This is a genomic window from Streptomyces sp. TSRI0107 (assembly GCF_001905845.1).
Taxonomy (GTDB): Bacteria; Actinomycetota; Actinomycetes; order Streptomycetales; family Streptomycetaceae; genus Streptomyces.
In genome coordinates this window covers 18,309-45,081 of record NZ_LIVZ01000003.1, presented here as the reverse complement: position 1 = coordinate 45,081, position 26,773 = coordinate 18,309, and the positions used below count along the sequence as shown (strand labels likewise).

Annotated in this window: 22 protein-coding genes and 1 pseudogene; 6 read left to right on the top strand and 17 right to left on the bottom strand. The window is 72.4% G+C overall.

The features are described 5' to 3' along the window. Nucleotides 1-130: 130 nt before the first annotated feature. From AMK31_RS07455 to AMK31_RS07445, 3 genes are all read left to right on the top strand, one after another. Nucleotides 131-1,354 carry an alpha/beta hydrolase family protein gene (locus AMK31_RS07455; protein ID WP_241842566.1) on the top strand — a complete coding sequence of 408 codons (1,224 nt, stop codon included), beginning with the start codon at nt 131-133 and terminating at the stop codon, nt 1,352-1,354. A gap of 344 nt (nt 1,355-1,698) precedes the next feature. After that, nucleotides 1,699-2,172 carry a hypothetical protein gene (locus AMK31_RS07450; RefSeq protein WP_073939599.1) on the top strand — a complete coding sequence of 158 codons (474 nt, stop codon included), beginning with the start codon at nt 1,699-1,701 and terminating at the stop codon, nt 2,170-2,172. An 80-nt stretch (nt 2,173-2,252) separates the two neighbouring features. Beyond that, nucleotides 2,253-2,960 carry a transposase family protein gene (locus AMK31_RS07445; protein ID WP_079186754.1) on the top strand — a complete coding sequence of 236 codons (708 nt, stop codon included), beginning with the start codon at nt 2,253-2,255 and terminating at the stop codon, nt 2,958-2,960. A gap of 33 nt (nt 2,961-2,993) precedes the next feature. On the opposite strand, the gene AMK31_RS07440 is transcribed toward AMK31_RS07445, so the two are convergent. The 12 genes and pseudogenes from AMK31_RS07440 to AMK31_RS07380 form a co-directional block, all read right to left on the bottom strand. Continuing rightward, nucleotides 2,994-3,398, bottom strand: coding sequence for a RidA family protein (locus AMK31_RS07440; RefSeq protein ID WP_079186753.1), 405 nt, complete (start codon nt 3,396-3,398; stop codon nt 2,994-2,996). Nucleotides 3,399-4,776: 1,378 nt separating this feature from the next. Continuing rightward, nucleotides 4,777-6,174 carry an NAD(P)/FAD-dependent oxidoreductase gene (locus AMK31_RS07430; RefSeq protein WP_073939597.1) on the bottom strand — a complete coding sequence of 466 codons (1,398 nt, stop codon included), beginning with the start codon at nt 6,172-6,174 and terminating at the stop codon, nt 4,777-4,779. Next, nucleotides 6,167-6,466 (bottom strand): DUF6545 domain-containing protein, encoded by a 300-nt coding sequence (locus AMK31_RS40345; RefSeq protein WP_143204216.1) that lies wholly within the window; start codon nt 6,464-6,466, stop codon nt 6,167-6,169. Before AMK31_RS40345 ends, AMK31_RS07430 begins: the two co-directional genes overlap by 8 nt. Nucleotides 6,467-6,784: 318 nt before the next feature. After that, nucleotides 6,785-6,901 (bottom strand): annotated as a pseudogene (locus tag AMK31_RS40935) (IS5/IS1182 family transposase); the annotation flags it as partial. Nucleotides 6,902-6,964: 63 nt separating this feature from the next. Continuing rightward, nucleotides 6,965-7,234, bottom strand: a complete 270-nt coding sequence (locus AMK31_RS07415; RefSeq protein WP_073939595.1) for a hypothetical protein — start codon at nt 7,232-7,234, stop codon at nt 6,965-6,967. A gap of 439 nt (nt 7,235-7,673) precedes the next feature. Then, nucleotides 7,674-8,585, bottom strand: coding sequence for an NAD-dependent epimerase/dehydratase family protein (locus AMK31_RS07410; protein WP_073939594.1), 912 nt, complete (start codon nt 8,583-8,585; stop codon nt 7,674-7,676). After that, on the bottom strand, nt 8,582-9,718 hold the full coding sequence (locus tag AMK31_RS07405; RefSeq protein WP_241842565.1) for a cytochrome P450: 1,137 nt from the start codon (nt 9,716-9,718) through the stop codon (nt 8,582-8,584). Before AMK31_RS07405 ends, AMK31_RS07410 begins: the two co-directional genes overlap by 4 nt. Then, nucleotides 9,715-10,491, bottom strand: a complete 777-nt coding sequence (locus AMK31_RS07400) for a glycosyltransferase (RefSeq protein WP_073939592.1) — start codon at nt 10,489-10,491, stop codon at nt 9,715-9,717. Before AMK31_RS07400 ends, AMK31_RS07405 begins: the two co-directional genes overlap by 4 nt. After that, on the bottom strand, nt 10,488-11,966 hold the full coding sequence (locus AMK31_RS07395) for a class I adenylate-forming enzyme family protein (protein ID WP_073939591.1): 1,479 nt from the start codon (nt 11,964-11,966) through the stop codon (nt 10,488-10,490). Before AMK31_RS07395 ends, AMK31_RS07400 begins: the two co-directional genes overlap by 4 nt. Next, the gene (locus tag AMK31_RS07390) at nt 11,966-12,706 is read right to left on the bottom strand and encodes a glycosyltransferase family A protein (protein WP_073939590.1); all 741 of its coding nucleotides are present in this window, start codon (nt 12,704-12,706) and stop codon (nt 11,966-11,968) included. Before AMK31_RS07390 ends, AMK31_RS07395 begins: the two co-directional genes overlap by 1 nt. Next, a complete protein-coding gene (locus tag AMK31_RS07385) occupies nt 12,703-13,734 on the bottom strand; it encodes a 3-oxoacyl-ACP synthase III family protein (RefSeq protein ID WP_073939589.1) in 1,032 nt (343 codons plus the stop codon). The genes AMK31_RS07390 and AMK31_RS07385 overlap by 4 nt, the downstream gene beginning before the upstream one ends. Before the next feature lie 434 nt (nt 13,735-14,168). Beyond that, nucleotides 14,169-14,663, bottom strand: coding sequence for a DinB family protein (locus tag AMK31_RS07380; protein WP_107468561.1), 495 nt, complete (start codon nt 14,661-14,663; stop codon nt 14,169-14,171). 152 nt (nt 14,664-14,815) lie between these two features. Here AMK31_RS07380 and AMK31_RS07375 point away from each other — a divergent pair, with 152 nt between their 5' ends. Next, nucleotides 14,816-15,568, top strand: a complete 753-nt coding sequence (locus AMK31_RS07375) for a helix-turn-helix transcriptional regulator (protein WP_079186752.1) — start codon at nt 14,816-14,818, stop codon at nt 15,566-15,568. A gap of 181 nt (nt 15,569-15,749) precedes the next feature. Then, on the top strand, nt 15,750-16,313 hold the full coding sequence (locus tag AMK31_RS07370; protein ID WP_073939588.1) for a DoxX family membrane protein: 564 nt from the start codon (nt 15,750-15,752) through the stop codon (nt 16,311-16,313). A gap of 701 nt (nt 16,314-17,014) precedes the next feature. On the opposite strand, the gene AMK31_RS07365 is transcribed toward AMK31_RS07370, so the two are convergent. From AMK31_RS07365 to AMK31_RS07350, 4 genes are all read right to left on the bottom strand, one after another. Further along, a complete protein-coding gene (locus AMK31_RS07365) occupies nt 17,015-18,715 on the bottom strand; it encodes a thiopeptide-type bacteriocin biosynthesis protein (protein ID WP_073939587.1) in 1,701 nt (566 codons plus the stop codon). 75 nt (nt 18,716-18,790) lie between these two features. Next, nucleotides 18,791-20,749 (bottom strand): TOMM precursor leader peptide-binding protein, encoded by a 1,959-nt coding sequence (locus AMK31_RS07360; RefSeq protein ID WP_079186751.1) that lies wholly within the window; start codon nt 20,747-20,749, stop codon nt 18,791-18,793. Beyond that, a complete protein-coding gene (locus AMK31_RS07355) occupies nt 20,746-22,779 on the bottom strand; it encodes a hypothetical protein (protein WP_073939586.1) in 2,034 nt (677 codons plus the stop codon). The genes AMK31_RS07360 and AMK31_RS07355 overlap by 4 nt, the downstream gene beginning before the upstream one ends. Beyond that, nucleotides 22,776-23,936 carry a lantibiotic dehydratase C-terminal domain-containing protein gene (locus AMK31_RS07350; RefSeq protein ID WP_158074526.1) on the bottom strand — a complete coding sequence of 387 codons (1,161 nt, stop codon included), beginning with the start codon at nt 23,934-23,936 and terminating at the stop codon, nt 22,776-22,778. The genes AMK31_RS07355 and AMK31_RS07350 overlap by 4 nt, the downstream gene beginning before the upstream one ends. On the opposite strand from AMK31_RS07350, the gene AMK31_RS40620 reads away from it, so the two are divergent. Then, entirely contained in the window at nt 23,926-24,111 is a 186-nt protein-coding gene (locus tag AMK31_RS40620; RefSeq protein WP_158074525.1) for a hypothetical protein, read from the top strand. The two genes, AMK31_RS07350 and AMK31_RS40620, sit on opposite strands and share 11 nt — an antisense overlap. On the opposite strand, the gene AMK31_RS07345 is transcribed toward AMK31_RS40620, so the two are convergent. Then, nucleotides 24,077-26,764, bottom strand: a complete 2,688-nt coding sequence (locus AMK31_RS07345; protein WP_073939584.1) for a lantibiotic dehydratase — start codon at nt 26,762-26,764, stop codon at nt 24,077-24,079. The two genes, AMK31_RS40620 and AMK31_RS07345, sit on opposite strands and share 35 nt — an antisense overlap. Nucleotides 26,765-26,773: the final 9 nt, after the last annotated feature.

Here is a 26,773-nt window from a genome sequence, read left to right as displayed (position 1 = left end):
CCTCGTCGTCGGCGCCGGGTCCGTGCTGGCGGCCGGCTGTACGTCTCTGGGCCATACCTCCGCGCAAGGGACCACCGGGAGTCCCACAGGGTCGGCCACCGGCTCCGCGGGCGGTGCCACGCCCGGAGCGATGACCCTCTTCAAGGACCCGGGGCTCAACTTCAACGCGCTGCTCGCCCTCGGCGGGTCGGGCCAGGGTGCCGCTGAGGTCGGCGAAGTACTCACCGCGGTGAACGCGATCAACAAGGCCGGGCCCTCCGCACAGACGTATGTGGAAACCTTCGGGAAGCTGGCCGACCGGCTGTCGAAGGCGCCCGAGGGTGACAAGCCCGGCGCCGCGACCACACGCTTTCGTGCGCTGCGTGCCTCGCAGTACTACAGCCAGGCGCTGTTCTTCGTCCTCGGCTCCGACGACCCCGGCAACGAGGAGCAGCTGTACAAGTCCACGCGGCGCGCCTGGGACACGTTCTGCAAGCTGTCCGACCCGGCCCCGGTGACGGCGAACGTACCGTACGGGAGCACGCCGCTTCCGGTCTGGTTCTTCCGGCCGGACGACTCCGCCGGGCGACGCCCCACCGTGATCCTCACCAATGGCAGCGACGGGCAGAACGTCGACATGTGGACCTACGGCGTGTCGGCCGCCCTGGAGCGCGGCTGGAACGCCCTCGTGTACGACGGACCGGGCCAGGGCCAGCTGCTCTTCCTGGACCGGGTGGTCTTCACGCCGCGCTGGGAGACGGTGGTGACTCCCCTCGTCGACTGGCTGGCCGCCCGTTCCGACGTGGACACCGACCGTATCGCCCTGACCGGACTGAGCATGGGAGGTGAGCTGGCGCCCCGGGCCGCGGCCTACGAGACCAGGATCGCCGCTACGGCGGCGATGCCGGGAGTGCTGAAGCCCTGGCTGGGTTTCCCCGCGGAGATCCGGGAGGTCCTCACCCCGGACAAGGAGGAGACGAACAACATCTGGAACAAGGAGGTCGTCCCCGAGCTGTCTCCGGCCGAGGCCGCCACGCTGAAGAAGCGGTTCGAACCGTTCTCCGTGCAGGCGATGCTCGCCGCCCGCCAGGGAAAGATGTTCACGGACTTCTACACCCCGGCCAAGCTGGTCGAGTCGCTCGACATCACGAACATCGTGGAGCGCATCAAGACGCCCACCCTCGTCCTGGACTACGACGACGAGCAGTTCTATCCCGGGCAGCCGCGCGAGTTCTTCGACAAGCTGACGTCCCCCAAGGACTACGTGAAGCTCAGCGCCGCCACCGGCGCGCAGCTGCATTGCTCCCCGATGGCACCGCAGGAGCACTGCGAGGTCGTCTTCGACTGGCTGCAGGAGACGTTGCCGGGACGCTGAGCGGCGACGGGACGCGGCCGGGACACAGGGCGTTGTGGTCAGTGCGAGTGGCATCCGCAGTCGCCGGCCGACTGGAAGGCGGGATACGTCTGCACTTACCCGCACCTGTAGATCACAGTGCCTCCGACCCGGAGCACCCGCCGCTGACAAGGGGTGCAGCCGCATCGCCGGGCTGGTCGGGTCCTGCCCGGTGAGGCGGCTAGGGCATGTCCAGGCGGCGATCTCCGTGATGCGGTCGACCGCCTGGAGGTCTCAATCCGGAACGCCGAGCAAGAGGCCATGTGTGTTGTCAGTCCCCGCCGCTATCGTTCGCCCGTTCACGATCTTCATGGAGGGGTGGCTCGGTGGGTGCCTGCGAATGGGACTACGTCGTCAGGTACGAGGGCGATGTCGAGGCGGCTTTGGCGTCATTGCAGGCCAGGGTGTTCCAGGAGGAGTATGGCGATGACGGCCGATACCGGAGCCTGGAGGACCTCTACGAGGACGAGGAGTTCATGGGAAATGAGGGCACCCAAACGATCCTCGACATCGACAGGGTTGTTGCCACGGATGAACCGCCGACATGCTCCGATATCGCCGACTACGGCACCCTGCGTCCTCTGGCTATCCACCGAGTGATGCACCATTTCGGCACAGACCGCCCGTCGGTCAAGCAGTATGAGGAACTCGCTGCTGCTGCCGGTGAGGCTGCGAGCCACGAGGAGCACGAGAAAGGCCTGTTCGGCGAGTGTCAGATGCGGTGGACCGGTTACTACGTCGTCCTCTACTCCGGTGACAAACCGACTCACCTGGGAATCTTCGGATTCTCAGGAGACTGATCCTCTTTCATCCTGTGCTGAAGGGTGAAATGGGCTGGTCAGCGGGTGTGGTGACGAGGCAGGGGCCCCTCGTCGTTGGCGTGGTGATTCCACTCAGCACACCGGCGACCGAAGGGGCCCTGTTGGTTCCGTATCCTGCCATGCTCGACGTCCCGCACGAGCTCGTCGAGCATGTCGCCTGGCTGCTGCGCGAGCACCGCCGGGCCCGCAACACCCGCTGGCGCAAGCTCGGCTGCTTCCAGCAGGCGCTGCTCACACTGGTCCATCTGCGGAAGAACGAGACGCTGGACGTCCTGGCCGGCTGGGCGCCCGGCCTCCATGAAGCCCTTACCGGCCTAGGTGAGGGCGACCACGTCATCGTTGACGGCACTCTGATCCCCATCGACCGGATCCGTGCGGACGCGCCGTACTACTCGATGAAGCACCGCAGGCACGGCATGAACGCGCAGGTCATCGCCCGCCCTGACGGCACTCCGCTGTGGTTCTCCCGCGCCACGCCCGGTCGCACCCACGACCTGACCTCGGCCCGGGCCCATGGCATCGTCCAGGCCTGCCTGACCCGGCAGATCCTCGTCCTCGCGGACCGCGCCTACCAGGGTGCCGGCGCCACCTTTCGAACCCCGTACTACCGCCACCGCGAACAGCCCGAGCACTACCAGCAGTTCAACCGCGACCACGCCCGGCTGAGAGCCTGGCGGCTGCTCCGGCGAGCCCGATGCTCAACCCGCCGCATCAGCACCATCGTTCAAGCTGTCCACACGCTGCTGACCTGCAACTATCCAGGATGAAAGGGGCCGAAGGAACCAGGCCGGCCTCCTCACCTATGGCTTCACGTCGAGACGCACGAGCGCGCCGATCTCCACGAGTTGGTCCGGTAGGGCCAAGTCGGAGACTCCCATGACCGTGCTGGTGGGCCGGTGCTCCCCGAAATACTCGGCGTGAAGGCGTGCTGTCGTGTCGAAGTTCTCCCGCAGGTTCCTCACCAGAACTGTGGTCTCCACTATCTGGCTGCGCTCGGCCCCGAACTGCCTCAGCACCAAGTCCAGATTCTCCAGCGCGGTGCGGACCTGCAGTTCGAAGTCGCCGGCACCCACGAAGTTGCCGTGACGGTCATGAGACAGCTGCCCCGACACGTAAACCGTGTCACCGACCTGAGTGGCCTGGCTGTACCCGTACAACGACTCCCACGGCATGCCGAACCCGAATGCCTTCACCTGAGAACTCACAACTCACTCCCTTGATACAGCACGCGGGGCCGTAGTTGCAGGCAGGCCCCTTGCGTGTAGACGTTACGGGTCCGTACAAGCGATGCTTGTCCGGTAGCGCCGCCCGATTGTTCTCTGCGCGCACAAAATCGGCTGCAGTGGGCTCCTCCAGGCGCCGGTGTGATGAGTGGAACTACTACGCCGACGACGAGGGGCCCTGTCTCGTCACCACACCCGCTGACCAGCCCATTTCCCCCTCCAGCACAGGATGAAAGACGTTCACTGAGGGTTGTCGCGTAAAGGATCTTCGGAGCTTGGTAGCTGCCCCATGACCGCTCGGGCCGTGTCGAGGAACGCCAACCGGTTCTCCTCCAGGTAGTCCCGTATGCCCTCGTCGTCGGGCAAGCCTTCCCAGACCGTCCGGTTGAGATCGAGGAAGTAGCACGTGCCGTGTCATGCACGGACGGGGGAACTGGATGCGGATGAGTCGCTCGGCGACCCACACCAGCAGCGCCAGCCGTTCCGCGCGCCGAGCCTCCGGCAGGTTGATCTGCTGCCGCTGCTGTTCAGCGCGTCCTGCTGATAGTTGAGTCATGTGCTGAACGAGGTCGCACAGCAGACCGCCGATGACAACGCCGTCCAACACCCACAGCCCAGCGCGAGCAGACCAGCGCTGTGCCAGGCAGTTGCTTGACGGTTCGCGGGCTCGGGCCCATCCACGGCCTCCACTGGAAGAGCCACGGGGTCGGTGGCTGGCCTAATGAGGGCGGAGCTCTGCCCCTGAATCTCGTAGCTGCAGTGGACTTCTGCCGGATCTCCTGCATGCCGACCAGTCGGAGAGCACGACGGGTAGCCCTTAGCCTCGACAGGCCCGCTACAACCCCGAGCCACGCCTGCATTCCCCGCGAGTACGTAAAAGGAGAAGGTGCTCACCTCGCGCTTCTCGAGCGTCACCGGATCTGGTTTGAACTGGGGCCTCTTGAGCGCGGGGCCGTATGGGCGCCGAAGAGGGCAGTCAGTGCCGCTGTCAGATCGACAGGGATGCGTAGCACTTCGCGTGTCCATCTGGGCGGTGGAGGCGTCGACTGACGTGGACGCGGCTCCCAACTCGTGGTTGCGATGGCAGGTCCTGTGCCAGGCACGGCACTGCTGAGGATGGATAAGCGTGGCGGCGCTCGGCCCTGGCCGAGCACTGTCAGGGCGTCGCGACCGTGCTCGGTGACGGTGCAAGTCAGCACCCGCGTCACGCTGAGCACGGCTTCGGCCGGATGATGTACGACAAGTTCTCCATGACCGCCGGCAGCGGGGTGAACGGCGCAGTCACGCCGTCCAGACTGTCGCCGCGTGTTTGGGCTCGTCGTATGACCAGCCACGCCGAGGCACCGTTTCGCCGCGTGATCTAGGAAGTGATGGCCTTTCGCTCTGCATCTGTCAGAGGTGGCCCCTGTAGGTGCTGCCGCTTGGGGCCGAAGAACATGGGGATAAGCATGTCCAGTGAGAACAGGCGGGTCGCTGGCTTCTCCATGCTCATTACGTCCAGCAGAGCACCCATGGCGCGCGGGTTCCGGGCCCCGGTGTCTACAGCCCGGTCGACGAAGCGCGCGAGGAACTTTTCTGCTGCGGTGGGTGGGGTAACGCTAGCGCCTGGATAGAAGGCGTCTTGTCCGACGGCCAGGTCCCAGGCCGCAGCGACAGGTCGAGCGACCGCACGCTGAAGACGGCGTGCTGTGCCAGGATCACGGATGTGGTCGGAGTGCAGAACGTTCCGCACGGCAACGGCACTCTGGGCGGCTACGGTCAAGCCGTGTCCGTAGACAGGGTTGTATGCGGCAACGGCATCACCCAGGACGGTGAAGCCATCCGGCCAGCGCTTCATTTTCTCGAAGTATCGGCGGTGATTGGCGGTACTACGGGTGGTCAGGACGTCGCTGATGGGCTCAGCGTCTTGGATCAGCTCGCCGATGAGGGGGTCGCCGAAGCCCAGGGCGAAGGACGCGAAAGAATCCGGGTCGGCGGTGGGTTCGCCACCACGGGTGCCCCCCAGAGTGACGAGCCATTGGTTGTTTTCGATGGGCAAGATGATTCCCCCTCGGCCAGGCGGATTGGCGGGGTTCGCCTGCACGTTGACAAGTGGAAAGCTGCTGCCGGCGCCGGCCGGGGCTTTGTAGAGGCGCGTGGCGTAAGTGACGCCGGTGTTGACCTCCCGTTCGGTGACTTTCGGGAGGCCGAGGTCGATAAGCCACTGAGCAGCGCGGGAACCACGCCCTGAGGCGTCGACGACCAGGTCGGCACTGAGCGTGAATGCTCCATCGGCAGTCGCGACGTGGAGGCCTGTGACCCGGGCGGCATCACCTTCGAGTGACAGGGCTGTGGTGTTTTCGCGGAGAGTGATCTGCGGGTCGGCGAGTACGCGGTCTCGTATGACGGCGTCCAGGAGATCACGGGAGCAGACCAAGTTGCGGTGATGGGTCGCCAGGAAGCGGCGGAACCACACCTCGTTCGGCGCACGGGAGACCATGTCGGCCATGATGTGAGCCATGCGCCCACCGCGGGCGACGATGTCGTCAGTGAGGCCGGGCAGAAGAGCGTTGAAGGCGAGAACGCCTCCGCTCCACACCACGTGGGCGTGCCTGGCTTGGGGCACCCCTCGGCGAGGCTCGGGCCCCTTGGGCAGACGGTCGCGTTCGATGATCACGACGTCGGCGAACTCGCTGAGCGCTGCGGCAGCTAAGAGTCCGGCAGCGCTGGCACCTATGACCAGTGCGGTGGGTCGGCGTACGGCGACGCTGTCAGGCATATGTGTCGGAATTTTCTGTGTTGGTCACCCGCCGGCGGAAGCTGTCGAGTGAGCGAGGACGATGGAGACCGACTGAGATAGCGGTGATGTGGTTGATGACCTCAGGGCCGATTTGTGCGGGCTGTGCGCTGGTGTGGGCGGGCCTTCCGTTGCGGTACGCGGCGATCGCGTCGAGGATGGTGGCAGCGCCGGCGATCGTGCGAGCCTTGGTTTCGTCCTTGTATGCCGTCGCCGCCTCCGCGTAGGCCTTGTGGTAAACGCCTGTGTCGAAATACGGGGTGAGGATGCGCAATGCATCCTCCCTCGACCTCGAAGTACTCCACCAGACCGTGCAGAGGCATTCGACGCTGGGCACCTTCTTGCCGTCGCAGACCTGGCGCGCCCCGTAGTCGGGGACCCCTAGGCACTTACCCCTGTCTGCAGCCAGATCCGGCATGAGCCGTCCTGTGCGGGTGAGATGCGCGTCGGACAGCACCTTGAGGCGCGCACGGACTCGGTCGTCGACCGTGTCGGGAGGGGCGGCGCTGCCCTTCAGGAGCGCGCGGACCGTACTCAAAGGTAGAGCCCTCCTGGGAGCGAGTTCCTGCGGGTTGAGAAGTGCCGATCGATTACGCCCCGGAATCGTGACGGTGATGCCATGTCGCCTGCACCAGGCGCGGATCGCCCTCGACGAGTACGCCTTATCGACCAGAACCCGGTCGAGGCGGGTGCGGGGCCGTCCGTGCCCCGCAGTAGCGGCGTTATCCGCTCCGAAGCCGTATCCGTCAGCTCTCCTCGCCCCGCCACAAGATCAATTATCGGCCGGGGCATCCTGCCAGTCATCGGTTCCACCCAGCAGCTCGGTCAGCTCGAGCCCGGGGTCGTCGGCCTTGGCGGACCAGCGGTCGTAGGTCGCCTCCCACAGCGGGGCGAGCTGGGAAGTCCACGGCAGCCGGTAGCGGTGGGTGAAGGGCGCCTCGCCGGGCTGCTCGATGGTGAGCCGCTGTCCCAGCAGGCCGCTGCGGTGCCGCACCACGACGCCGGACTTCAACTCGATCCGCCGGCCGCCGATGGTGAGCACTCGCTGGTCGCCGACTTGGCAGAGCTTCGCCCGCAGGCGACCGAGCTGCGCAGACCAAAGAAGCGTTCCTTGCGATCCAGTGGGTTCGGCTTCCAACGGACTCCTCCGGGCGCTCGGAAAGCAGGGCATGCGGCGGCGAGACCCTGCGAGGCGACCGCCCGAACAGGATGTCCCCTACCCGTTCCAGCCGCAAGATCAGTTGTCAGACCGGCTTAGCATTTCCGGGTAGTGAACTTCGTTGCGGGCCCTGGTCCGCGACGGACCTGGCCTCCTGCCAGTCATCGCGACCAGGCCACCCCCTCGCTCTCGCCACTCGGCCTCGCGGTCGGCCGGTCCTGCCGCGCACACACGGCCATCTCGACGCGTCCACAAAAACACGTGGATCCCGTCGCTACGCGCTGGGCACCTCGAGCATCACCAAGCGCGCCCCCGCGGGTGATTACCTGGCCAGTACTGCTGCTGCGTAGTCCAGTAGGCCGCGACCAGCCTTCCACCCTTGGGATTCGGCCTTTGACACGTCCAGGACGACGGAGTGCGCGAGTTGGTCGACGGCGTAACGGGTGAGTGGCGGCTCCGTGCGGGGGCGCAGCCGGGTCAGCGTCTCGGCTGTGCCTGCCGCCGCGCGGGCCACCAGCAGCGGGATATGGCCGATGCGGGCCCGCACGCCGTGCGCGCTCAGCACGGTGCAGAGCGCTTCATCCCGGTCGTACGGTGTCGGGTCGGCGATGTTGTACGCGCCCGGTGGCCAGTCGGCGGCCAGGAGGCAGGCGTCGGCGAGGTTTTCAACGGCTGTCAGGCTCAGGCGGACGCTCGGCCCCGGCAGCATGAGCAGTCCGCGGCGGACGCGGGACAGCAGCCGGGGCACCAGGTGCGGGTCCCCGGCGCCGTAGACCGCCCGCGGCCGCAGCACCACGGCGCCCGCGGCGAGCGCCAGCGCCTCGCCGGCGGCCTTGGTGCGGCCGTACGCGTTCAGGTGCCCGCGCACCGGATGGTCCTCGGTGATCCGGGAGCGCCCGGGGCCAGGCGCGTAGACACTCGCGCTGCTCACCCACACCACTGGCCGGTCGCCGGCCGCCTGAAGCAGCCGTGAAGTGCCGTCGACGTTGACGGCACGCATCGCCGCCTCGGCCGGGGAGCCGGGCACCGGGTCGCCCACAGCCGCTGCGCAGTGCACCACGAGGTCGGCGCCGGACAGGTCTGGCACCTCCCGCGCGGCGTCCCAGGGGACGTGCCGGCCGACCGGGCCGGGGCGCCGGCCGACGCACAGGACGTCGGCGCCGCGAGCGGCGGCCGTGGCGGCGACGTGCGCGCCGCAGAAGCCGCTCGCGCCGGTGACGGCGATGGTGGTCATCGGTTCTCCGTGGGCTCGGGACGGTGTGCTGCTCGGACGGTGAGGCAACGCCAGCCGGGCAGGGCCGCGCCGCGGTCGACGAGGGCGCGTACGACGGCAGGCCGGTAGGGGGCCAGTGCGGCGAGGGTGTCGTCGAGCTGTGCGCGGGCCAGGCGTGCGCCGGGGCAGGCGTGGGTGCCGGCGCCGAAGACGAGCTGGGCTGTGGCGGGCGGAGCCGGGTGGCGTGCATCCGGTGGGTCGTTGTGGGCCCGCGCGGCGTGGCGTGCGATCAGAATCAGGCGGTCCCCGGCCCGTACCGGACAGCCGCTCAGGTCGGCGTCGGAGGCCGCCACACGCGGCAGCAGCGGAGAGGGGGCGATCACCCGCAGCAGTTCGCTCACCAGGGCCGGCCGCAGGCGGTCGTCGGCCGCCTGCTCCCACAACTGTGCGTCGGCGCACCAGGCGGCGGCGCGCGGAAGGGCGGCAACGGTGGTGTTGACGGCGGCGACCGCGAGCATGGCCCGCAGCGCCGGCTCGGTCGCCTCGCCGGACGCCGGGGCGAGCAGCGCCTCCAGCCGCGCGGTCGCGGCGGCGGCCGCGCGTGCCGTGCCCGGCCGTCGGGGGCCGGGCAGGTGGTCGCGTACGGCGGCGGCCGCTGCCGCGGCGGACGCTGCGGCGATGCCCTCTGGGTCGCCGGTCGCGTTCAGCAGCGCGCGGACGGTGGCACCGGCCAGTTCACGGGCCAGCGGTACGAGATCCACGTCGGCGCCCGCGCCGAGCGGGTCCAAGCGGCGGTCGAGGACGTCCTGCCAGACCGGGCGCAGCCGTTCCACCCCGGCCGCGCCGAGATTGTCGGCGACGGCGCGCCGGGTGGCGCGGTGTCCGGTGCCCTCCTGGTCGAACAGGGTGCCGCCCGCGGACAGTTCCCGGGCGGCGCCGCCGGTGGTGCCGGTGGCGGTGCGGTCCAGCGGGATATGGGTGAGGGCCTGCCGGTACGGCTCGGTGCCGTGCACCAGCACCGCGCCGCCGACGCGGGCGACCGCGTGGCGGCGGGTCGCGGCGAGGAGGGCGAACAGCAGGGGGTGGGAGCGGGTGTACACGCGCCGGTCGCGGCGCCGGGCGCGGGCCATGGCGGAGGACGGTCGGCCGGTCAACGGACGTGCACCTGCCTCGGGTCGGCGGGTCGGTAGCGGCGGTCCCAGCACCACAGCAGGGTGCGGCGGGCGCCCCAGGCACGCAGGCGGCGCAGGCTGGTGTGCACCACCATCCGCTCGGCGCGGGCGATCCGGTCGCTGTGCTCACGCGCCCGGTTGAGGAGGACGACGTCCTCGGGCGGTCCCTCCAGCGGGGTACGGGGCGTACCCCCGCAGCGCAGGTAGAGCGCGGCCGTGATGGCGAGGTTGTGGCCGTGGCACAGCACGTAGGGCGCTCGGTAGCGCGGGTGCCGGTGCTCCGTGCGGTAGCGCCCGTACAGCGCGGTCGCCCTGACGACCGCCGGGAGGAGGTGGCGCTCGGCCGGTGAGGGCGACTCGTCGCGGCGCGGCAGGCTGCGGCCGCAGGCCATTTCCGTACCGCGGGCGAACTCTCTTCGTGCCTCGGTGACCCAGTCGGCGGCGGGCAGGCAGTCGGCGTCCGTACGGACGAGCAGCTCGGCGCCGTGCGCGATGGCGTACCGGAATCCGGTGTCGGCGGCGGCACCGGTGCCCCGCTCCTTCTCGTGTACGAGGTGAACGGGGAAGGGCGCGTCGGCGGAGAAGCGGCGTACGACGGCGGCGGTCGTGTCGGTGGAGGCGTTGTCGACGACGGCGAGGGTGAAACGGGTGTCGGTCTGGGCGGCGAGCGCGGTGAGGGTGGCGCCGATCCCGGTCTCCTCGTTGTAGGCGGGCACGACGACCCACAGGGCGCGGGCGGCGTCGGAGGCGGTCATCGTCGGCTCCGTTCGGCGAGGCGGCGGGCGGCGAGGCGGGCGGTGGCGGCGCGGTCGGGCTTCCGGGAGCGGCCCGACAGCGGGATGTCGGCCAGCAGCACCGCGTCCGGGCGGGCGGCGCCCATGCGCTCCAGGGGTTCGGCCAGGGCCGAGCGCAACGCGGCGCGGTCCGCCTTGGCGGCCGGCTGGACGACGGCGACGAGACGTTCGTCGCCGTCGTCGTCCGGTACGCCGACGAGCAGGGCGAGTTCGACGCCTGGTACGTGCAGCGCCGGCTCGTACAGCCCCGGGTAGATGTTCTCCGCGCGCCGCAGGATCATGTCCTTGCGGCGGCCCTCCAGGACGATCCGCCCGCCGTCGAGGCGTGCCCGGTCACCGGTGGCGACCCACGGATCCGGGTCCTCGCCCAGGTAACGGTCCCGGGCGGCGGGGCCGGACAGCAGCAGCTCCCCGTCGGAGTCGGTCTTCGCCGTCACTCCTGGCAGGGGGGCGCCGACCAGGTCCCCGTCGCCGGTGAAGGCGGCCTTGTCGGCCTGCTCGACGGCCGCGGCGGGAAACAGCTCGGTCAGCGCGTACACGCCCCACGCCTCGTCGGCGCCGGCCCGCTTCACGCGGGTCAGCAACTCGCTGCTCGCCGGGGCCGACCCGGTCCACACGCGCCCGGTGAACCGGCCGCCCTCGGCCAGCAGCCGGCGCAGCTGCGGCGGCGTCAGGTAGGTGCACTGCGGGGCCAGTCGGCGCAGTTGGCGGGCCAGGACGCGCGTGGAGCGGGCGGGCAGCGCGACCGGCGCTCCGCTCGCGAGGGAGGGGACGAGGACGAAGAAGGTGCCGCCGAGGACGGGCCGCCCGGCCTCAGGCCGGACCAGGTCGGCCACCGTCGCCATGCCGGCGGCGAGCGAGGAGCGGGTGTGCACCACCGCGCGGGGCCGTGACGTGGTGCCCGAGGTGAACACGATGACCGCGTCGCCGTCACCATCCACCGGACGGGGCAGGACCACGGACCGGACGTCGGCGTCCAGGGCGGGGGCGCAGCCGGGCATCCGGGGCCCGACCGTGGCCACCGGTCCCAGCATCGCAAGGTCCGGCAGCGCCAGGCGGGCCGCGCGGGCCAGCGGCCGGGCCCATCCGGCGACGGCCTGGGCGGTGGCGTCCGCGAGGACCAGGTCGGGGCGGGCCAGGGCGAGCCGAGCGCGCAGCACGTCCGGCCCGGCGCCGGGGTCCAGCACCGCGGCGCGCGCTCCGAGCCCGTGTACGGCGAGCATCACCGGGAGGGCCCGGGGCCCGGGCCGGACGGCGACGCCGACGGTGCCGCCGCGGGCGACGCCCCGCGCGTGCAGGGCGGTGGTGTAGCGGTCGGCGAGGTCGGCCAGGTCCCCGTATGTGGCCCTGGTGCGTTCGGCGCCGGATCGGGTGGTGCCGAGCACGGCGGGCCGGTCGGGATGGCGCCGCAGGGCGTGGGCGAGGGTGTCGAGCATCAGCGAGGGTCCTCCCCGTGACGGCCCGGACCCTTGTCGAGGTACCAGCGGGCGGTGCCGACGAGGCCGTAGGCGCGCAGCCGGCGGGTGGAGTTCTCCACGACCATGTGGCGGGCGTGGACGATGGCGGTGGTGCGGCGGCGCACCCGGTTCAGGAAGAGCCGGTCGGTGGGCGACGGGCGGCGTGGCATCCCGCCGACGGTTTGGTACAGCGCGGCGGTGACGGCCATGTTGTTCCCGGCGTGCATCCGGTAAGGGGCGAGGTAGCCGTGGCGCCGGTGGTGGGCCGGCCGGACACGGCCGAAGAGGGCGGCGACGCGGACCAGCGCGCGGAAGGCGGCCCGCCCGAGCGGTCCGTGCTCGTCGCGGCGTGCGTCGATGCGCCCGCACACCAGGCCCGCGCCATGCCGCAGGGCATCGCGGGCGCCGGCCGTCCAGCCGGGGTGTGGCAGGCAGTCGGCGTCGGTGCGGGCCAGCCACGTCGCACCGTGCTCGATCGCGTACCGGAAGCCGGTGTCGACGGCGCAGCCCACGCCCTTCTCCGGCTCCCGGAGGACGTGGACAGGGAAGGGCGCCCAGCGGGCGAACTCGTAGGCGATCTCGGCGGTGCCGTCGCTGGAGGCGTTGTCCACGACGACGAGAGTGAAGTCGAGGTCGCGCTGGGCCGCGAGCGCGTCCAGCGTGGCGCCGATGCGTGTGGCCTCCTGGTGCGCGGGCACCACCACCCACAGCGCGCTCATGCCTTCTCCCAGACCATCGTCATGATGCTGACGCCGCCCCCCAGGCCGACGAACAGGACCCGGTCGCCGGGGCGCAGCCGCTCGTGGACGCGGTCGAGCTGGACGCCGAGGGTGGCGCTGGCCATGTTCCCGAGCTCGGGGACGGTGACGACGAGCCGGTCCCGGGGGATGCCGGTGAGTTCGACGAACCGCTCCAGATACGGCACGGTGACCTGGTGCACCAGGATGTGCCGGAAGTCGTCCCAGGCCAGTCCGGTGCGCTGCCGCATCCGGTCGAGCACCGATGTGCCGACCTTCTCGAACACCTCGCGCAGCTCGTTGCCGTCACCGTGGAAGTACGTGTGCTCGTCCCCGCGGGGGTGGCGCGAGCCGCCGCCGAAGATGCCGCCGACCGACCAGTGCTCGGAGTGCGTCTCGGTGTCCACGTCGAGGATGCCGCCCCGCTCCACCGACTCAAGAACGACTGCGGCCCCGGCGTCGCCGAAGGTGTAACCCGCGAACCCGTCGCGGAGCTGGTCGGGACCGGACGGGGCGTGCCGGACCGCGCGGCTCGGCGTCTCCCCGGTGACGACCAGGGCGCGGCGGGCACGGCCGGCGAGGATCATCGCGCGGGCCGTGTCGATGCCGTTGACGAAGCTGTTGCAGGCGTTCGTCACGTCCAGCGCGTGTGCCCGGGAGCCGAGTTCGGCCTGGACGATGTGCGCGGTCGCCGGTTCCACCACGTCGCGGGTGGCGGAGGCGAACACGAGCAGGTCCACGTCGTACGGCGCAAGCCCGGCCCGCTCCAGCGCCGCGCGCCCCGCCCGTACCGCGAGCGTCGAGGCGTACTCGCCCTCGGCCACAGCGCGGCGCGAGGTGATGCCGGTGATCCGTTCGAGCATCCGCGCCGGCAGCGACAGGCCGGAGGCTGCGGTGATCCGCTCCTGCATCTGCGCGGAGGTCACTTCGAGTTCCGGCAGGCAGGAGGCCACCGCGGTGATACCCGCCCGGCGGCGCACCGGTTCAGGGGCAGCGTGGTCTATGTGCATGGGCTGGACGCTACGAGCGATGCAGGGCAGCCGCCTGAGTGTTGGTACTCAACTGGAAATAGGTGATCGGCTCAGCCGCTGCGGCGAGGCAGTGGCCGGATCCTCGTCCGTGCCGTCGTTGGCCTTGGGTGCCGGGTGGGTACTACTGGGCCGAGCGCCCCCTGCCCGGCCTCGGCAAGGACCAGACTGTCGACGCCGAGCGGACGATGGCCGTTGTCAGCGGGCCCGCTGCGGGGCATCGAGGCCTACGTCGAGACTGCGGGGCGCTGAGCTGTTGTTCCAGGTCCTGGCCGAACGCGGGGAGAAGAAACGCGGGGAGAAGAACAGCGTCGCCCTCGCCTCCAAAGTCCTTCAGCGGCTGGCCGAGCAGGCCGCCGCTGGCTGGGACCGGGAGCCGGGCACTTGCGCGGTCCGTCCGACCGCGCAAGCACGTCTCATGCGCCGGTAGTGCCGTCGATCTGCTCGCGGATGAGGTCGGCATGACCGTTGTGACGTGCGTATTCCTCGATCAGGTGCACCATGATCCAACGCAGGGAGACTCCCTGATCACCGACGTGACCCGCTTCCTGCTCGGACAGGCTGCCTGAGTCGTCGAGTGATGCTTCAGCGATCAGCTCACGGCCTCGAGCGACCTCGGCTTGCCACGCGGCCATCGCTTCGTCGAGCCCTCGTCCCGGCTGAAGGGCAAAGCCGTCGACGTTGTTCTCTCCGAAGACCGGCGACACCTTCTGACCTGCGAACGCACGCTGGAACCAGTTGCGCTCCACCTCAGCCATGTGCTGGACGAGACCGAGCAGCGTCATCGACGAGGGTGATGCCGCAGCAAGCCGTAATTGATCATTATTGAGGCCCGAACACTTCAGGGCCAGAGTCGCACGATGAAAATCCAGCCATGCTTCCAGCTCATGAGCACATCCTGGCAGCAGCAGCCGTGGCCCACGGCCGTCTTCGCTGGCGACGAACACGCGTCTCGCTAGTTTCACTAACAAATCTTGGTTCTATTAAGAAAGACGTTGATCGGACCAGATAAATGGGCCGAAAGAACTTTTGCACCCACGCTGATGGGAGTTAATCTGAACGTGTGGCTGCTGATCTGACCTCTCGGGCCGACGCGGCCGACCGCGCCATCGGCTCTGTGAGCGTCCTGAGTGAGGACTCGCGTCGGCGCATGTTCCTTTTCATCCGGCGTGCCGGCCGCGCGGTCACTCGCGACGAGGCCGCCGCGAGTGTCGGCATATCCCGCAAGCTCGCTGCGTTCCATCTCGACAAGCTCGTCGATGCCGGCCTGCTCCGCGCGCGCTACGAGACACCTGGAGGGATCCGCAAGGTCGGCAGACAGCCCAAGGTGTACGAACCCACCGACGCCCAGATCACCGTGAACATCCCCGACCGGCGCCACGAATTCCTGGCAGACGTTCTCCTGGACGCCGTCCTGACCGAAGGCACCGACGAGAACGCCGCGCAGGCAGCTGTGCGGACCGCCGAACAGCGCGGGCGCGAGATGGGCGAGAGGGCGCGGGAGGAGACCCGACCGGGCCGACTGGGCCCCGAGCGCGGACTGACCGCCTGCGAACGCCTGCTGGACGAGTACGGCTACGAACCTGTCCGGGAAACCCCCACCCAGCTCCGGCTGCGCAACTGCCCCTTCCACCCGCTGGCCGCCAAGGCCCCGGATCTCGTGTGCGGCATGAACCAGGCTTTCCTCTCCGGCTACCTGAGCGGCCTCGAGGTCAGCGGCGTACAGGCCGTCCTGGCTCCCGAGCCCGGGGAATGCTGTGTGCGGCTGTGCCCGAACGCCCCTGATCATGATGAGCGTATGGCTCCAGAGCGCTGACCCGACGCCGGCCGCCTGCCCTCGAGGGCCGCCGCCCAGATGCACGGTGCCGCACCCGGCGCAAGGATCGTGTGGGGGACACGCTCCACGACGCTGCGCGGGGCTCACTCGTCACCGGTTGCTCGGCATCCGGCCGAGCTGGGGGAAACGCCCGTTCTGGCGTTCCAACCGGAGCATTGCCATGTTGACCAAGCGCATCCTGAACCGTCCTGCCTCTTCTACTTCTACGGAACCGGTAGCGCATCCCACCATCGCCCAGAGGGTGACCGCCGCCGACGCGGGCCTGCTGCTCCTCAGGCTCACGTTCGGTCTGCTGATGGCCGCTCATGGCTCGCAAAAACTGTTCGGGTTCTTCGGCGGTGACGGCCTGACGGCGACCGGCGAGGGGTTCGCCGCCCTCGGCTACCGCCCGGGGAAGCTCTTCGCCGTGATCGGCGGGCTGTCCGAGCTGCTCGGCGGCCTCGGTCTCGCCCTCGGCCTGCTGACGCCGCTCGCGGCTGCCGCCCTGATCGGTGTCATGATCAATGCGATGGTCACCGTCACCGGCGCCCACGGACTGTGGCAGACAGACGGCGGCGTCGAATACAGCGTGTGCATCGCTGTCGTCGCGCTGGCCGTCGCTGCCATCGGGCCGGGCCGGCTGGCTGTCGACCGCTACTTCCGCTGGGGCAGCGGCGGCTGGAAACCGGCAGCCTTCGCCCTCGGCCTGGGCGGAGTCGCCGCCGCGATCACGCTCAGTCTGTAGACACCAACCTCGCCCGCCCGCTCACAGAGGCGACGTACCGCGCCGCGTGGTGCTGGGGGCGGCGAGAAAATCCGCCGGGGCGCCCGTGCAGAGATGGCTGTCGTAGCGCCCTGGCACATTGCCCGCCATGGACACCGAAGCGCTTCGGGGGCACCGAAGCGTTTTGGAGCGTGATCGACACCGCGAAGGACAGTGACAAGCCGCTCGATGTCGCTGTCGCCAATCGTCTGTCGGGCCTGCCCGCCGAAGAGATCCTCGCCTTCGAGGATTGCACGGCGGTCTAGTTGCACTCGGACGCGAGGTACGAACGGGTGGCTGCCTGCCCGGACGTCCTTGCCGAGCATCCCGCTGTACGTACCGCAGCAGCTACCGGGGACCAAGACGTCACGTCGATTTCGTTTTTCCGCGCCAGGTAGGGCTGCACCAGGGTGACGCTCAACGTCTCTGCCGTTCCTCACCCGGCGGTGAAAGGGATGTCCCCCCGGCGAACGGTGTCCGGCTGGCGACCGGCACTGAGCCCAGGGCACCGACCGCCTGCGCGACCGGCTCCCGCAGAACGCGCACCGGGACCTCGACGACGGCCACACGGCCCTCGGCCCGTCCGCCTGCCCTGGCCGTCGCGGACGCGCTGCTCTACCGGTGACGGCCGGGCGCACTGCTCGACCAGTGACGGCGTCCGCCGGCCACCGGGCGCCGTGCCCTCAGCCGTCCGTGCGGCGCCCGAGTGGCAGCAGGTACTGGAGCGGCTGGTCCATGTCGTCCAGGCCCAGCAGTTCGTGCGCCAGGTCGTCGTGGAAGCCGCCGAGCGGCGTGCCCGCGAGCCCCAGGGCCGCGGCGGTCAGCAGCAGTGTCTGCGCCAGGTGACCCGTCTCCAGCAGCCCGAGGCGCAGCGCTCGCAGGCCGTAGCGCCGGCGCAGCAGGCCCAGCTCCACGTACAGCCCGGCGACGACCGGGGCGCCGTCGACACCGATCCGGTCCGGGTCCTCCTCGGGACGGGAGAAGTAGGTCGACAGCGCCTCGACCTCGGCCTTCTCGGGCGCCGGACCCACCCGGCGCAGCGTCCGGCTCTCCGGCACGCAGTCGTACGTCGCCGCCGGGAGCCCCGCCACGTCGAGGACGAGCAGCCGCACCCGTGCGGTGTGGAGGGCGCCCGCGCTCGGGTAGGGGCGGTGGGTGTAGATCCGGTCCGAGCCGTCCGCGAACCGCCTCCGGGTCCGGCTGCTCTCCGCCAGCGAGTTCCACAGCAACGCGCCGAGCGTGCCGGCGTCCAGCGGCCCGCCGATCTCGCCGCGCGCGGACGACCGTGCCGCCAGCGCCGCGGACAACGACACCTCGGGCAGCGGGTCCGCGGGCAGCGGCGTCTCGGGGCCGTCGGTCCGGGCTGCCGCGTCGGAGGGAGCCTGGCGCAGGGCGGAGTCCTCGTTGCGGCCGATCCGGATCTGGCTCCTCTCCAGGTACTGCCAGTCGGGCGCGCGGTGCCCCTGCGGGAAGTACGACACCGGCTCGTCCGTGTCCAGCAGCGTGCGGGCGGCGAGCCGGCACACCGCGCGCTCCTCGTCCGGGGAGACGCCGAGCCGGTTGAGGAGCATGTGCAGCTGCGACGCCCACACCCACCGCAGCGCCGCGTCCACGTCGGCGGACGCGGACTCCGTTCGGGCTCGCAGCGTCGCGTCCGCCGCGCGGACCCGGTCCGCCCACTCCACCAGCCACGCTTCTCCGACCCCGACCCCGGCCCCACCCTCCGCCAGTCCTTCCCACAGGGACGCCGCCCTGCGGTTCAGCGCGGAACGCTGAGCGGCGTAGACGGCGTTGACCCGCATGTGCACGGCCGCGGCCGGGAGCAGGGGCACCTCGGTGACCCAGCGCCACCCCGCCGCGTGGCCCCGCAGCCACTTCGCCGCCGTGACCCGGTCCATGCCCAGGGCGTACGCCGTGGCGTGTGCCAGGTCGGCCGCGAGGACGAGCCGGCCCGACCCGCCGGCCGGCTGCCGCCGGAGCGCGCGCAGCGCCGCCACGGCCACCCGGGAGGAGACCACGAAGACGTCCTCGGCCGTGGGCAGCGCCCGCGGCCCGCCGTAGCGGCGCGTCTCGGGGACGTACTCCACCACGCGGACCTCACCGTGGTGCGAGGGCCACGGGCCGCCCACGGACGGCACCGCCTTGGCGGCCCGGGCCAGCGTGGACGGCAGCTCCGCGGCGACCGAGGGGCTCAGCCCCGCGACCCGGATCCGCAGGTGCGGTCCTCCTTCCCCGTACCGGATGAAGAACCACTTCGCGGCCTGCCCCGACGCGACCAGTCCGTCCAGCAGCCCGGCCGCCTCCTCGGTGAGGAAGGCGTCGGTGTCCTCCGTGGTCGAGTGCAGGAAGAGGTGGTAGCTGTGCCAGGTGCCGGTCGTCGTCATGAAAGGCCCTCGTTCGTTCGGGGGTCGGGTCAGGTCGGGTCGGGTCGGATCGGGGAGGGGCGGGAAGGAGCCGGGTCAGGGGAAGGGGTGGGGGTGGATCGCGAGGTCGTCCGGGCGTAGCGGCCGGTCCGTGCGGCCCAGCCGGTACGGCGTCCGGAGCAGGCGCGGCAGGTTCCTGGTGCGGTGGTTGACGTGGCCGAACGTCATGGGCAGCGAGCCCGGCACGACGACCTTGGCGCAGTGCAGGCCGAACCGGTCCCCCAGCCCCGGCTCCGTCTGATCGACGGCGATGACCTCCAGGCCCTCGCCGGCCAGCCGCCGCACGGTCGCGTCGAGCAGCACGCCGAGGTCCGCCACCGGCTCCGGCGCGCCGGGCCAGGCCTCGGCGACGGAGCGGGTCGGGGTGTCGGCGAAGAGGAACGCCAGCCGCGGGGCCGCCTCGGCCAGGGAGTTCACCCCCACGTGGTCGTCCAGGGTCACCACGAGTTCCGGGGCGTCGAGCATGGGGAGCAGCCGCGCCGGGTCCCGCAGTGCGCTCCCGGGACCGGAACGGTGCGCGGACTCCAGGACGTTGGTCACCACCTCCGCCACGGCCGAACGGATCGCGACGCGCGGGTCGTGGTGGGCGCCGGCGGCCAGCAGCATCCTCGGAGCCCCGGGGTGGGAGCCCTCGTACCGGCAGACCGCGACGACCGACGGGACGCCGAAGTCGTTCGTGGCGTCGAGGAGCACGAGGCGGTAGCCGGCCAGCTCCGCGCGGTCGGCCAGCAGGGCCGTCTCCAGGTCCTCGGGCGGCGGCTCCACGCGGGGGAGCGGGGTGGCGGCGTACCAGGCCATCAGGAACGCGTCGCGCTCCGCGACCTCGAACAGCCCGTAGAGCACCGCTTCCTCCAGGCTGTTGCCCAGCCCGCAGCCGTTGGAGGACTCGTACACCACGCGCGGCCGGTCGCCCGGCACGTCCCAGTACGCCACGTGCTCGGGCACCGCCACGGCCCGTCGCCGGGTGAGGGACCAGCCGTGGACCCAGTCCAGTTCCAGATCGGGGCTGTACGGGACGGTCCGCGAGGCGGGATGGCCGTGGTAGGCGGGGTCGGGCAGCCCCAGGCGCACGGGATCCACGGCCCGGTCCGGCCCGAGTTCGCCGAAGGACGCCCGCAGCCGGGTCCGCCGGCCGGTCGGCCGCATGCCCGCGAACCGCTCGACGCTCTCGAAGAGCGCCACCCGCTCGCTGGTGCGGAAGTCGCCGGCCCGCCCGTACCCGCCGTCGTCCACCGCCCGTCCGTCCGTGACGAACGCCGTCGTCAGGCAGAAGGCGGAGTCCTCGCTGCGGAACAGCCGGCGCACCGGGCCGAACCGCTCGTCGTGCAGCGCATCGCGCAACTCCGCGACCCCGGTGCGGGGGTTGGCGCCGCGGAGTACCGCGGGGTCGGGCAGCGGACGGGGGCCTGACGGCACCGGTACGACGTCGGCGGCCGAGTCGTCCGGCAGCGGCCGGCAGACCGCGCAGCCGCCGACCGGACGGACCCGGTGGGTGGACCAGGTGGCGCGGCCGTGATGGACGAGGTGCACCGTGGCGGTGGCGGTGGCGGTGGCGGTGGCGGTGGCGGTGGCGGTGGCGTCCGCGTCCGGCCGTGGTCCCGGCGACTCGCCGTCGGCCGCCTCCAGCAGTTCGAGGGCGAGTACGCCGGTCGCTCCGCCCAGCGCGGCCGAGGGAGCCCCCGCCAGGGCCAGAGCCGGACTGTGCCACGGCACCCGCCCGCCCGTCGTGGCCAGCCGCTGGTACTCGGCGCAGGACAGACAGGCGGCGGCGCCCGGACGCAGGACCGGCCCCACGACGGCCAGGGCTCCGTCGAATCGCACCGGGACGAGGCGCACGGGGTGGGCCAGCGCGTGGCGGCTGAGCCGTTCGGCGAGTTCCAGCGTCCACTGCGTCAGCAGGACGACCGCCGGGCCCGCCGTCGCGGCGAGCGCGGCCTCGGCGTCGAGCACCGGCACGGGCAGCGGGCCGAGGACCGGACGTCCGGCGTGACTCACCGCCCCTCCTCCTGGCCGTACAGCACCGAGAAGCCGAATGCGCGCAGTCGCGTGACGAGCGGTGGGGCGGCGTCGCCGGGCTCCCGGACGCGCAGCCCGGTCAGCCGTCGCAGCACGTTCTGCAGTGCGGCCTCCCGGAGTGCGAGGTCTGCCAGCCAGCCGTTGGTCCAGCCCCTGTCCTCCCAAGGGGCCGTCCGGGTGTCCGCCGCGGCGAGTGGCGCCACCGCGCCGCTCGCCCGGCAGAGGTGCCCGACGACGAGCCCCTGGGCGGCCGAGCCGACCGCGGCGGCGGCCGACAGGGCGGCGAACGCCGCCGCGTCGCCCGGCGTCGCCTCCACCGCGTCGCCGAGGACGGGCCCGTGGGCGGCCGAATCATCGGTCCCGCCGCGTACGACGGCCAAGTACGCCTCCTCGTCGGCGAGACGCCGCACCTCCAGCCGGGCGGGCGTGCCGAGGCGTCCGGTGAGCGCCGTCCACCAGTGGCCGGCCTGCGGATGCTCGCGCCAGTGCGCCTCGGGCAGTACCGCGCCCGCGGCCGGGAAGGCTTTCGCCGCGGCCTCGCGCAGGGCGCGCCCCAGGGCGTGCGCCGGATCCGCGCCCACCGACGCGCGCCCCGCCAGCCGGAGCTCCGCGGCCCGGCAGAACGCCTCCAGGCGGGCCAGATCCAGGCGCGCCGCGCCGGCCAGCACGCTGCCCTCCGGCAGTTCGCACGAGGCGAGCGGTACCGGCGACTGACGCAGGGCTCCCGGCGCCGGGCCCGGCAGGACCCCGACACGCTCGTCGGTGAGGGCCGACACCCGTCCCAGCACCTCGGCGAGCGCCCGGGCCGGCTCCAGGCGGGCGCGGCGGTCGGCGTCGATCAGGCCCGGCCCCAGCCAGCTGCGGTATTCGGCTCGCAGGGGCCGGGCGTCGGCCACGAGGACCGCGGGCAGCCCGGGCACCAGCCGCGGGTCGTCCCCCTCGCTCGCCGGATCCGGCAGCCCGCCGACCGCGCACAGCAGCCGCTGCGCCGCGGAGCCGCCGAGCAGCGCGACGAACGCGGACGGGCTGGCTTCGGCGGACTTCGGCGGCTGGTGTGCGGTGAGTGGGGCCGGGGCGGTCTTGGGCGGCCGAGATGCGACGAGTGGGGCCGGGTCGGTTTTGGTGGGGTCGGGCGGCTGGTGTGTGGCGAGCGCGTGCGGACCGGCTTGGGTGGCGTCCGGCGGCCGATGTGCGGTGAGCGGGGCCGCGTCGGTTTTGGTGGGGTCCGGCGGCTGGTGCGCGGCGGGCGGGGCCGCGTCGGCTTGGGTGGCGTCCGGCGGCTGGTGTGTGGCGAGCGCGTCCGGACCGGCTTGGGTGGAGTCCGCCGACCGGTGCGCGGCGAGCGCGGCCGCGTCCGAGGCGACCTGCTCCGGGCTGCCGGGGGCCGTGACGTATCCCCTGCCGCCCCTGACCCCGCCGACGGCCACGGCCCGCCGGCCGCCCCCGGCTTCGCGCAGCAGGACCACGTCCTCGGGCAGCGCCGGGTCCGCGGCGTGCGACCACGCCACCCCGGCGTCCGACAGCGCGCGCGAGACGGCCTCCGCCAGCGGGCCGCGCGGTGCGCCGGACGCGACCTCCACGTGGGCCGCCGCCAGCGCGGCGGCGGTGTCGGCGGGCCGCACCGCCGTCGCCGCGACCCAGTCGGCGGCGCGTCCGGTCGGCGCCGACACCACCAGGTCGTGGTCCCGCAGACGCTCGACGAGCGTGTCCAGCGCCTTGCGTACCGGGGTGCCTGGCGCGGCCCTGCGGCCCAGCTCCTCCGCGTCGCCCGAGCGCAAGGGCTCCTCCAGCAGACGCCACAGGGCGGGCAGCGCCGTGCTGCCCTCGAGGGTGACGCTGCCGCGCCGTCCGCGCAGATGCAGTCCGGCCCGCAGCGGGGTGACGGCCACATCGGGGCGCAGTCGTGGCAGGGCGGGCTCCGTCGTGCCGCCGACGGCCTCACTGGTGGTGGCGCCACCGGCCCGGACGACGTTCGCCGGAAGGGTTCCGGGCGCCGGGGGACTGGTCATGCTCCGCGCTCCCTCGCGTCGACCGCCGCCGCCATCTCGGCGCGCCAGTCGCACCCGGTCAGGCGGGGCACCGTACGGACGACGAGATGGGCGGCGAGGTAGCGTTCCAGCGGCGTGACGTCGCAGATCGCGAGGAGCCGGTACAGGGCGTTGGTGCAGGCCCGGTAGACCAGGTAGTCGGGGCGGCTCCACATCGTCCCCTCGGGGTCGGAGCGCCGCAGCAGCCGGTGGAACTCGCTGTAGCGGGTACGCAGGTCCCGGCTCCACCGTTCCGTCGTCTCCGCGTCCCCGGTTGCCGCCGCGCGCTCCTGGTACCGGAGCGGATCGCCGTGCAGGTCGGCTCCCGCGTCGTAGCGGTCCTGCGCAAGCCGCCAGGCGGCGGCCGACCAGCGGGCCCAGTCGCGCTCCCACCCGCGTGCCGCGCCCCCGGCGATCCGGCCGACCAGCGCGGTCACCGTGTCGCCCGCGCTCTCCCAGCGCCGTTCGAAGCCCTCCCGCAGCCGGCCGTCGGGGTCGTCGTGGACGAGGAAGTCCTCGAGGTGGGACACGTACGACCAATGGCCGCCGGCGAGCCCGCCGGGGTGGGCGGCCGCGTGTGCGGCAAGCACCGTGACGGCGAGCTGCACGCGCGCCTGCGCGACGTCGCCGTGCTCGCCGAGGAACCCGGCGCCCGCGCGGAGCGCTTCCAGTCCGCCGCTCAGCAGGTCGTCGCGGAGCGCCGCGCCGTCGTCCCCGAGCAGGCGCCGCAGGGGAGTGAGGTCGACCGGTTCGAGGCGCACCGTGTTGTCCGGCACGATCGGGTCGTACGGCGGCGCGACCAGCTCGGCCCGTCCGTTGCGGGCGGCCTGCTCCAGCAGTTCGGCGTCGGTGAGGCCGCGCCGCGAGGGGTGGGCGCCGACCCAGTCGCGCAGCGCGCGTGCCGCGTGCTCGGCGGCCGGCCCGAGCCGTGCCGGCGCGCCCCGGAGACGCAGCCGCACGTGCGGGCCGTGCAGCCAGTGCCGTTCGACGTGCGCGGCCAGGCCTCGGTTGCGGCACTCCGCCGTGAGCGGCAGCACCGCCTCCCGCAGCAACCGTGCCTTGACCGGCTGGTGGTAGTACGCCACCACGTCGAGCACCTCGTCGGCGCCGCCGTCCGCCGGTATCGGCGTGGATGTCATCGCCGTCTTCCCGCCCGGCATCGGGGTGGATGTCATCGCCGTCTTCCCGCCCGGCATCGGGGTGGATGTCATCGCCCTCTTCCCGCCCGGTATCGGCGTGGACGTCACCGCCGCCTCCCCACCCGCTATCGGATTGGACGTCATCGTGACCTCCCCGCCCGGTACGTCTCCGTGACGAGCTCCACCGCACGGGTCGGCACGGCGGATCCGCCCGGCGCGGGCAACGCCTCCTCGAGGACCGCGCCGCCGGGGTGGCGGGAGAGCCACTTGGCCAGGCAGCGCAGGTGGAGCGGGTTGCCCAGGTCGACGAACTGGGGCTTGGGGCGGCGCAGGTGCGCCAGGAAGTCCTCGGTCACCCGGCCGGTGGGGGCGGTGGGCGCGGGGTGCAGGAAGACCTGGTCGGGCAGGCCGAGCAGGGCGCGCCAACGCGCCGCGGGCTCCACCGGGGTCCCCGGGGCCGCCGTCAGCTCGGCGTGCAGGGCTCCCACCACTCCGGCCGGCAGGCTCCACCGGCGGCGGTGCAGGACGACGTGCCGGTGGCGCAGCCGGGGGGCGACGATCACCTCGCCGCCCGGGGCGTCCACGGAGTGCCGGGGCGGCAGCGATCGGAAGTCCACCACGCCGTGCGGGTGGTCGGACAACAGCGCCGCGATGCGCCGCGGCAGCATGAGCGGGGCGAGGAAGCCGGGGTAGAGCACGTCGAGCGGTTCGCCGGTGGCCGTGACCCGGAACCGCACCTGGTCGCCGGCCTCGTCGTGGAAGAGTTCCACGTCCGCCTCGGCCAGCGAGGTCCAGCGGCGGTCGGGCCCGATGTCGTCCGGTACGAGCAGCGGGTGCAGATTGGCGTTGAACCCTCCGACCGGTCGCATCTGCGCGGCGCGCGCGCCCGGTCCGAGGCCGCGGCGCAGCTGCGCGGCCACGTCCTCGGCCGCGTCGGGGTCGAGCACGTCGAGGAACCTGCTGGTGAACCGGCCCCAGCCGCCGTACACGCGGTTCACGCAGAGCAGCCCGCCGTCCGGGTCCCGCTGGAGGAAGTACGCGTAGCTCAGGGGGCGTTCGACGGCCCAGCGCGGCAGCCGCTCGCCCAGGCCCTTGACGGCGTCGGCCGGCAGCACGACCTCCGCGCCGTCCGGTGAACCGGCCGCGGCGGTGCGCACGGCGTCGGTCAGCTCGGCGCGCAGGGCCATGAGCGCCCCGACGCCGGTGGGGAACCCGGCCGGATCCTCCCGGCCCGGCGCGGTGACGCGGGCGGCCCGCTCCCAGGCCTCCTCCACGTCGGCGCCGAACTCCCAGGGGTGCGGGCAGTTCCCGCCTGCGCCGTACCGTTCCACGAACCGGTCGCGGACCGCCCGCCGCATCACATGTGCGAGGTCGAACACCTCGGCCAGCGCCGTGACTTCGCCCAGGGCCTCGTGGTCGGCCCCGTCGAGGAACCCGTCGAGCGGCACCGGCCGTGGGGCCACGACGTCCTCGGACAGGACGTTCAGCGGTGCCGAGCCCGCCGGGACGGGCCGTCCGGCGTCGGCGAGCAGCCGGGTCCAGCCGTCGGCGAGCCCGGCGAGGAGGGCCGGGCGCCGCGGCGCGGGCGCGGAGGCGAACGCCGAGGTGTCACAGGACAGTTCCGCCAGCCGGTCCGCGAGGCGGCCGGCCGCCTCGGGGCCCTGCTCGCCGACGCCGGGGAGCGTGCGGAGCCACGCGGCCAGCCGGCCCGCCGGGTCCGGGTCCTGCGGCGGGACCGGATCGGTCGGCACCAGCAGACCCGCCTGCCGGAGGCGTTCGAGGAAGGCCAGCGCCGCCGCGCGGTTCCTGTCGGGCGCCCCGGCCAGGGCAGAGGCGAGCAGCTCCGCCATCTCGTCGAGCGGCGCGGGCGCGGCGGCGTACGGGGCCAGGAGCCGCAGGGGCCCGCTGAAGGCCACCTCCGCCGCGTCCTCGTCGGTGACGAGGTAGCGGCCACCGGCGAAGGCGACCCGGTCGCGGGCGTACGTCGCGCGTCCGTCGGAGACGCGCGCGGTGCTGGTGACGCGGTGCGGAAGCCCGGCGCCGTGGCGCGGGTCGGCCAGCAGGGCCGCGGCCAGGGCGGTCGTCAGGGTGCGGTTGACCTTCACCGACGCGTGCAGAGGGCCGCCCAGGAGGGGCTGTTCGCCCCACGACCGCACGCGCGGGCGGCCGGCGCGCGGTGGGGCCAACCGGCCCCAGCCGACGGCCGTGAACCACGAGAGGGGACTGGTCTTGGTGCCGGCCCGCAGGGCGTGGCGCAGCACCGTGGGCTCCTCCTTGCGGGCTTTGCGGTCGTCGGCCCCGCGGCCGGCGCGTTCGACCGCGCGCAACAGGTCGCCGCTGGTGAGCGCGACGGCGCGGGCGAGCGCGCGTTCCCGGCACAGGGCGGCGAGGGCCGCCCGCTCGGCCGCGAGTGCCGGTTCGGCGGCGCCGCCCAGCTCGGTCACCAGGGCTCGGCGACGGTCGCGCAGCGACAGCCAGGACGCCAGCCGGGGCACACGCTGCGGAAGGTCGTCCAGGCGGTCCAGCACCGCGGGCCGCGGCTCGCGCCCGTTGTGCAGTGCGCGGCGCAGCGGCAGGACGACATCGCGGTGGAACTGCTCGCCGTGGCCGGACCGGCTGGCGTACAGGTCGTCGCAGAGCGGCTCGCGGAGCGCGCGCAGTGCGACTTCGAGCGAGGTGAGGCGGGCGAGGGCGGCACGGAACGCCGCCGTGGCCGGAGACTGCGCGGGGCAGGTCAGCACGGTGGCGCGTACCAGGGCGTACGGCGCCGAGTCGACGAGGTAACTGTCGTGCCCGGGCGGTGTGTCGGCGCTCGCGGTGTGCGGCATGGGCTGTCC

Bases quoted from the DNA above. Each gene is read 5' to 3' on its own strand.
- AMK31_RS07455 (WP_241842566.1), top strand. From the start codon at position 131: ATGACCCTCTTCAAGGACCCGGGGCTCAACTTCAACGCGCTGCTCGCC.
- AMK31_RS07430 (WP_073939597.1), bottom strand. From the start codon at position 6,174: ATGCCTGACAGCGTCGCCGTACGCCGACCCACCGCACTGGTCATAGGT.
- AMK31_RS07410 (WP_073939594.1), bottom strand. From the start codon at position 8,585: ATGACCACCATCGCCGTCACCGGCGCGAGCGGCTTCTGCGGCGCGCAC.
- AMK31_RS07400 (WP_073939592.1), bottom strand. From the start codon at position 10,491: ATGACCGCCTCCGACGCCGCCCGCGCCCTGTGGGTCGTCGTGCCCGCC.
- AMK31_RS07395 (WP_073939591.1), bottom strand. From the start codon at position 11,966: ATGCTCGACACCCTCGCCCACGCCCTGCGGCGCCATCCCGACCGGCCC.
- AMK31_RS07390 (WP_073939590.1), bottom strand. From the start codon at position 12,706: ATGAGCGCGCTGTGGGTGGTGGTGCCCGCGCACCAGGAGGCCACACGC.
- AMK31_RS07385 (WP_073939589.1), bottom strand. From the start codon at position 13,734: ATGCACATAGACCACGCTGCCCCTGAACCGGTGCGCCGCCGGGCGGGT.
- AMK31_RS07370 (WP_073939588.1), top strand. From the start codon at position 15,750: ATGTTGACCAAGCGCATCCTGAACCGTCCTGCCTCTTCTACTTCTACG.
- AMK31_RS07365 (WP_073939587.1), bottom strand. From the start codon at position 18,715: ATGACGACGACCGGCACCTGGCACAGCTACCACCTCTTCCTGCACTCG.
- AMK31_RS07355 (WP_073939586.1), bottom strand. From the start codon at position 22,779: ATGACCAGTCCCCCGGCGCCCGGAACCCTTCCGGCGAACGTCGTCCGG.
- AMK31_RS07350 (WP_158074526.1), bottom strand. From the start codon at position 23,936: ATGACATCCACGCCGATACCGGCGGACGGCGGCGCCGACGAGGTGCTC.
- AMK31_RS07345 (WP_073939584.1), bottom strand. From the start codon at position 26,764: ATGCCGCACACCGCGAGCGCCGACACACCGCCCGGGCACGACAGTTAC.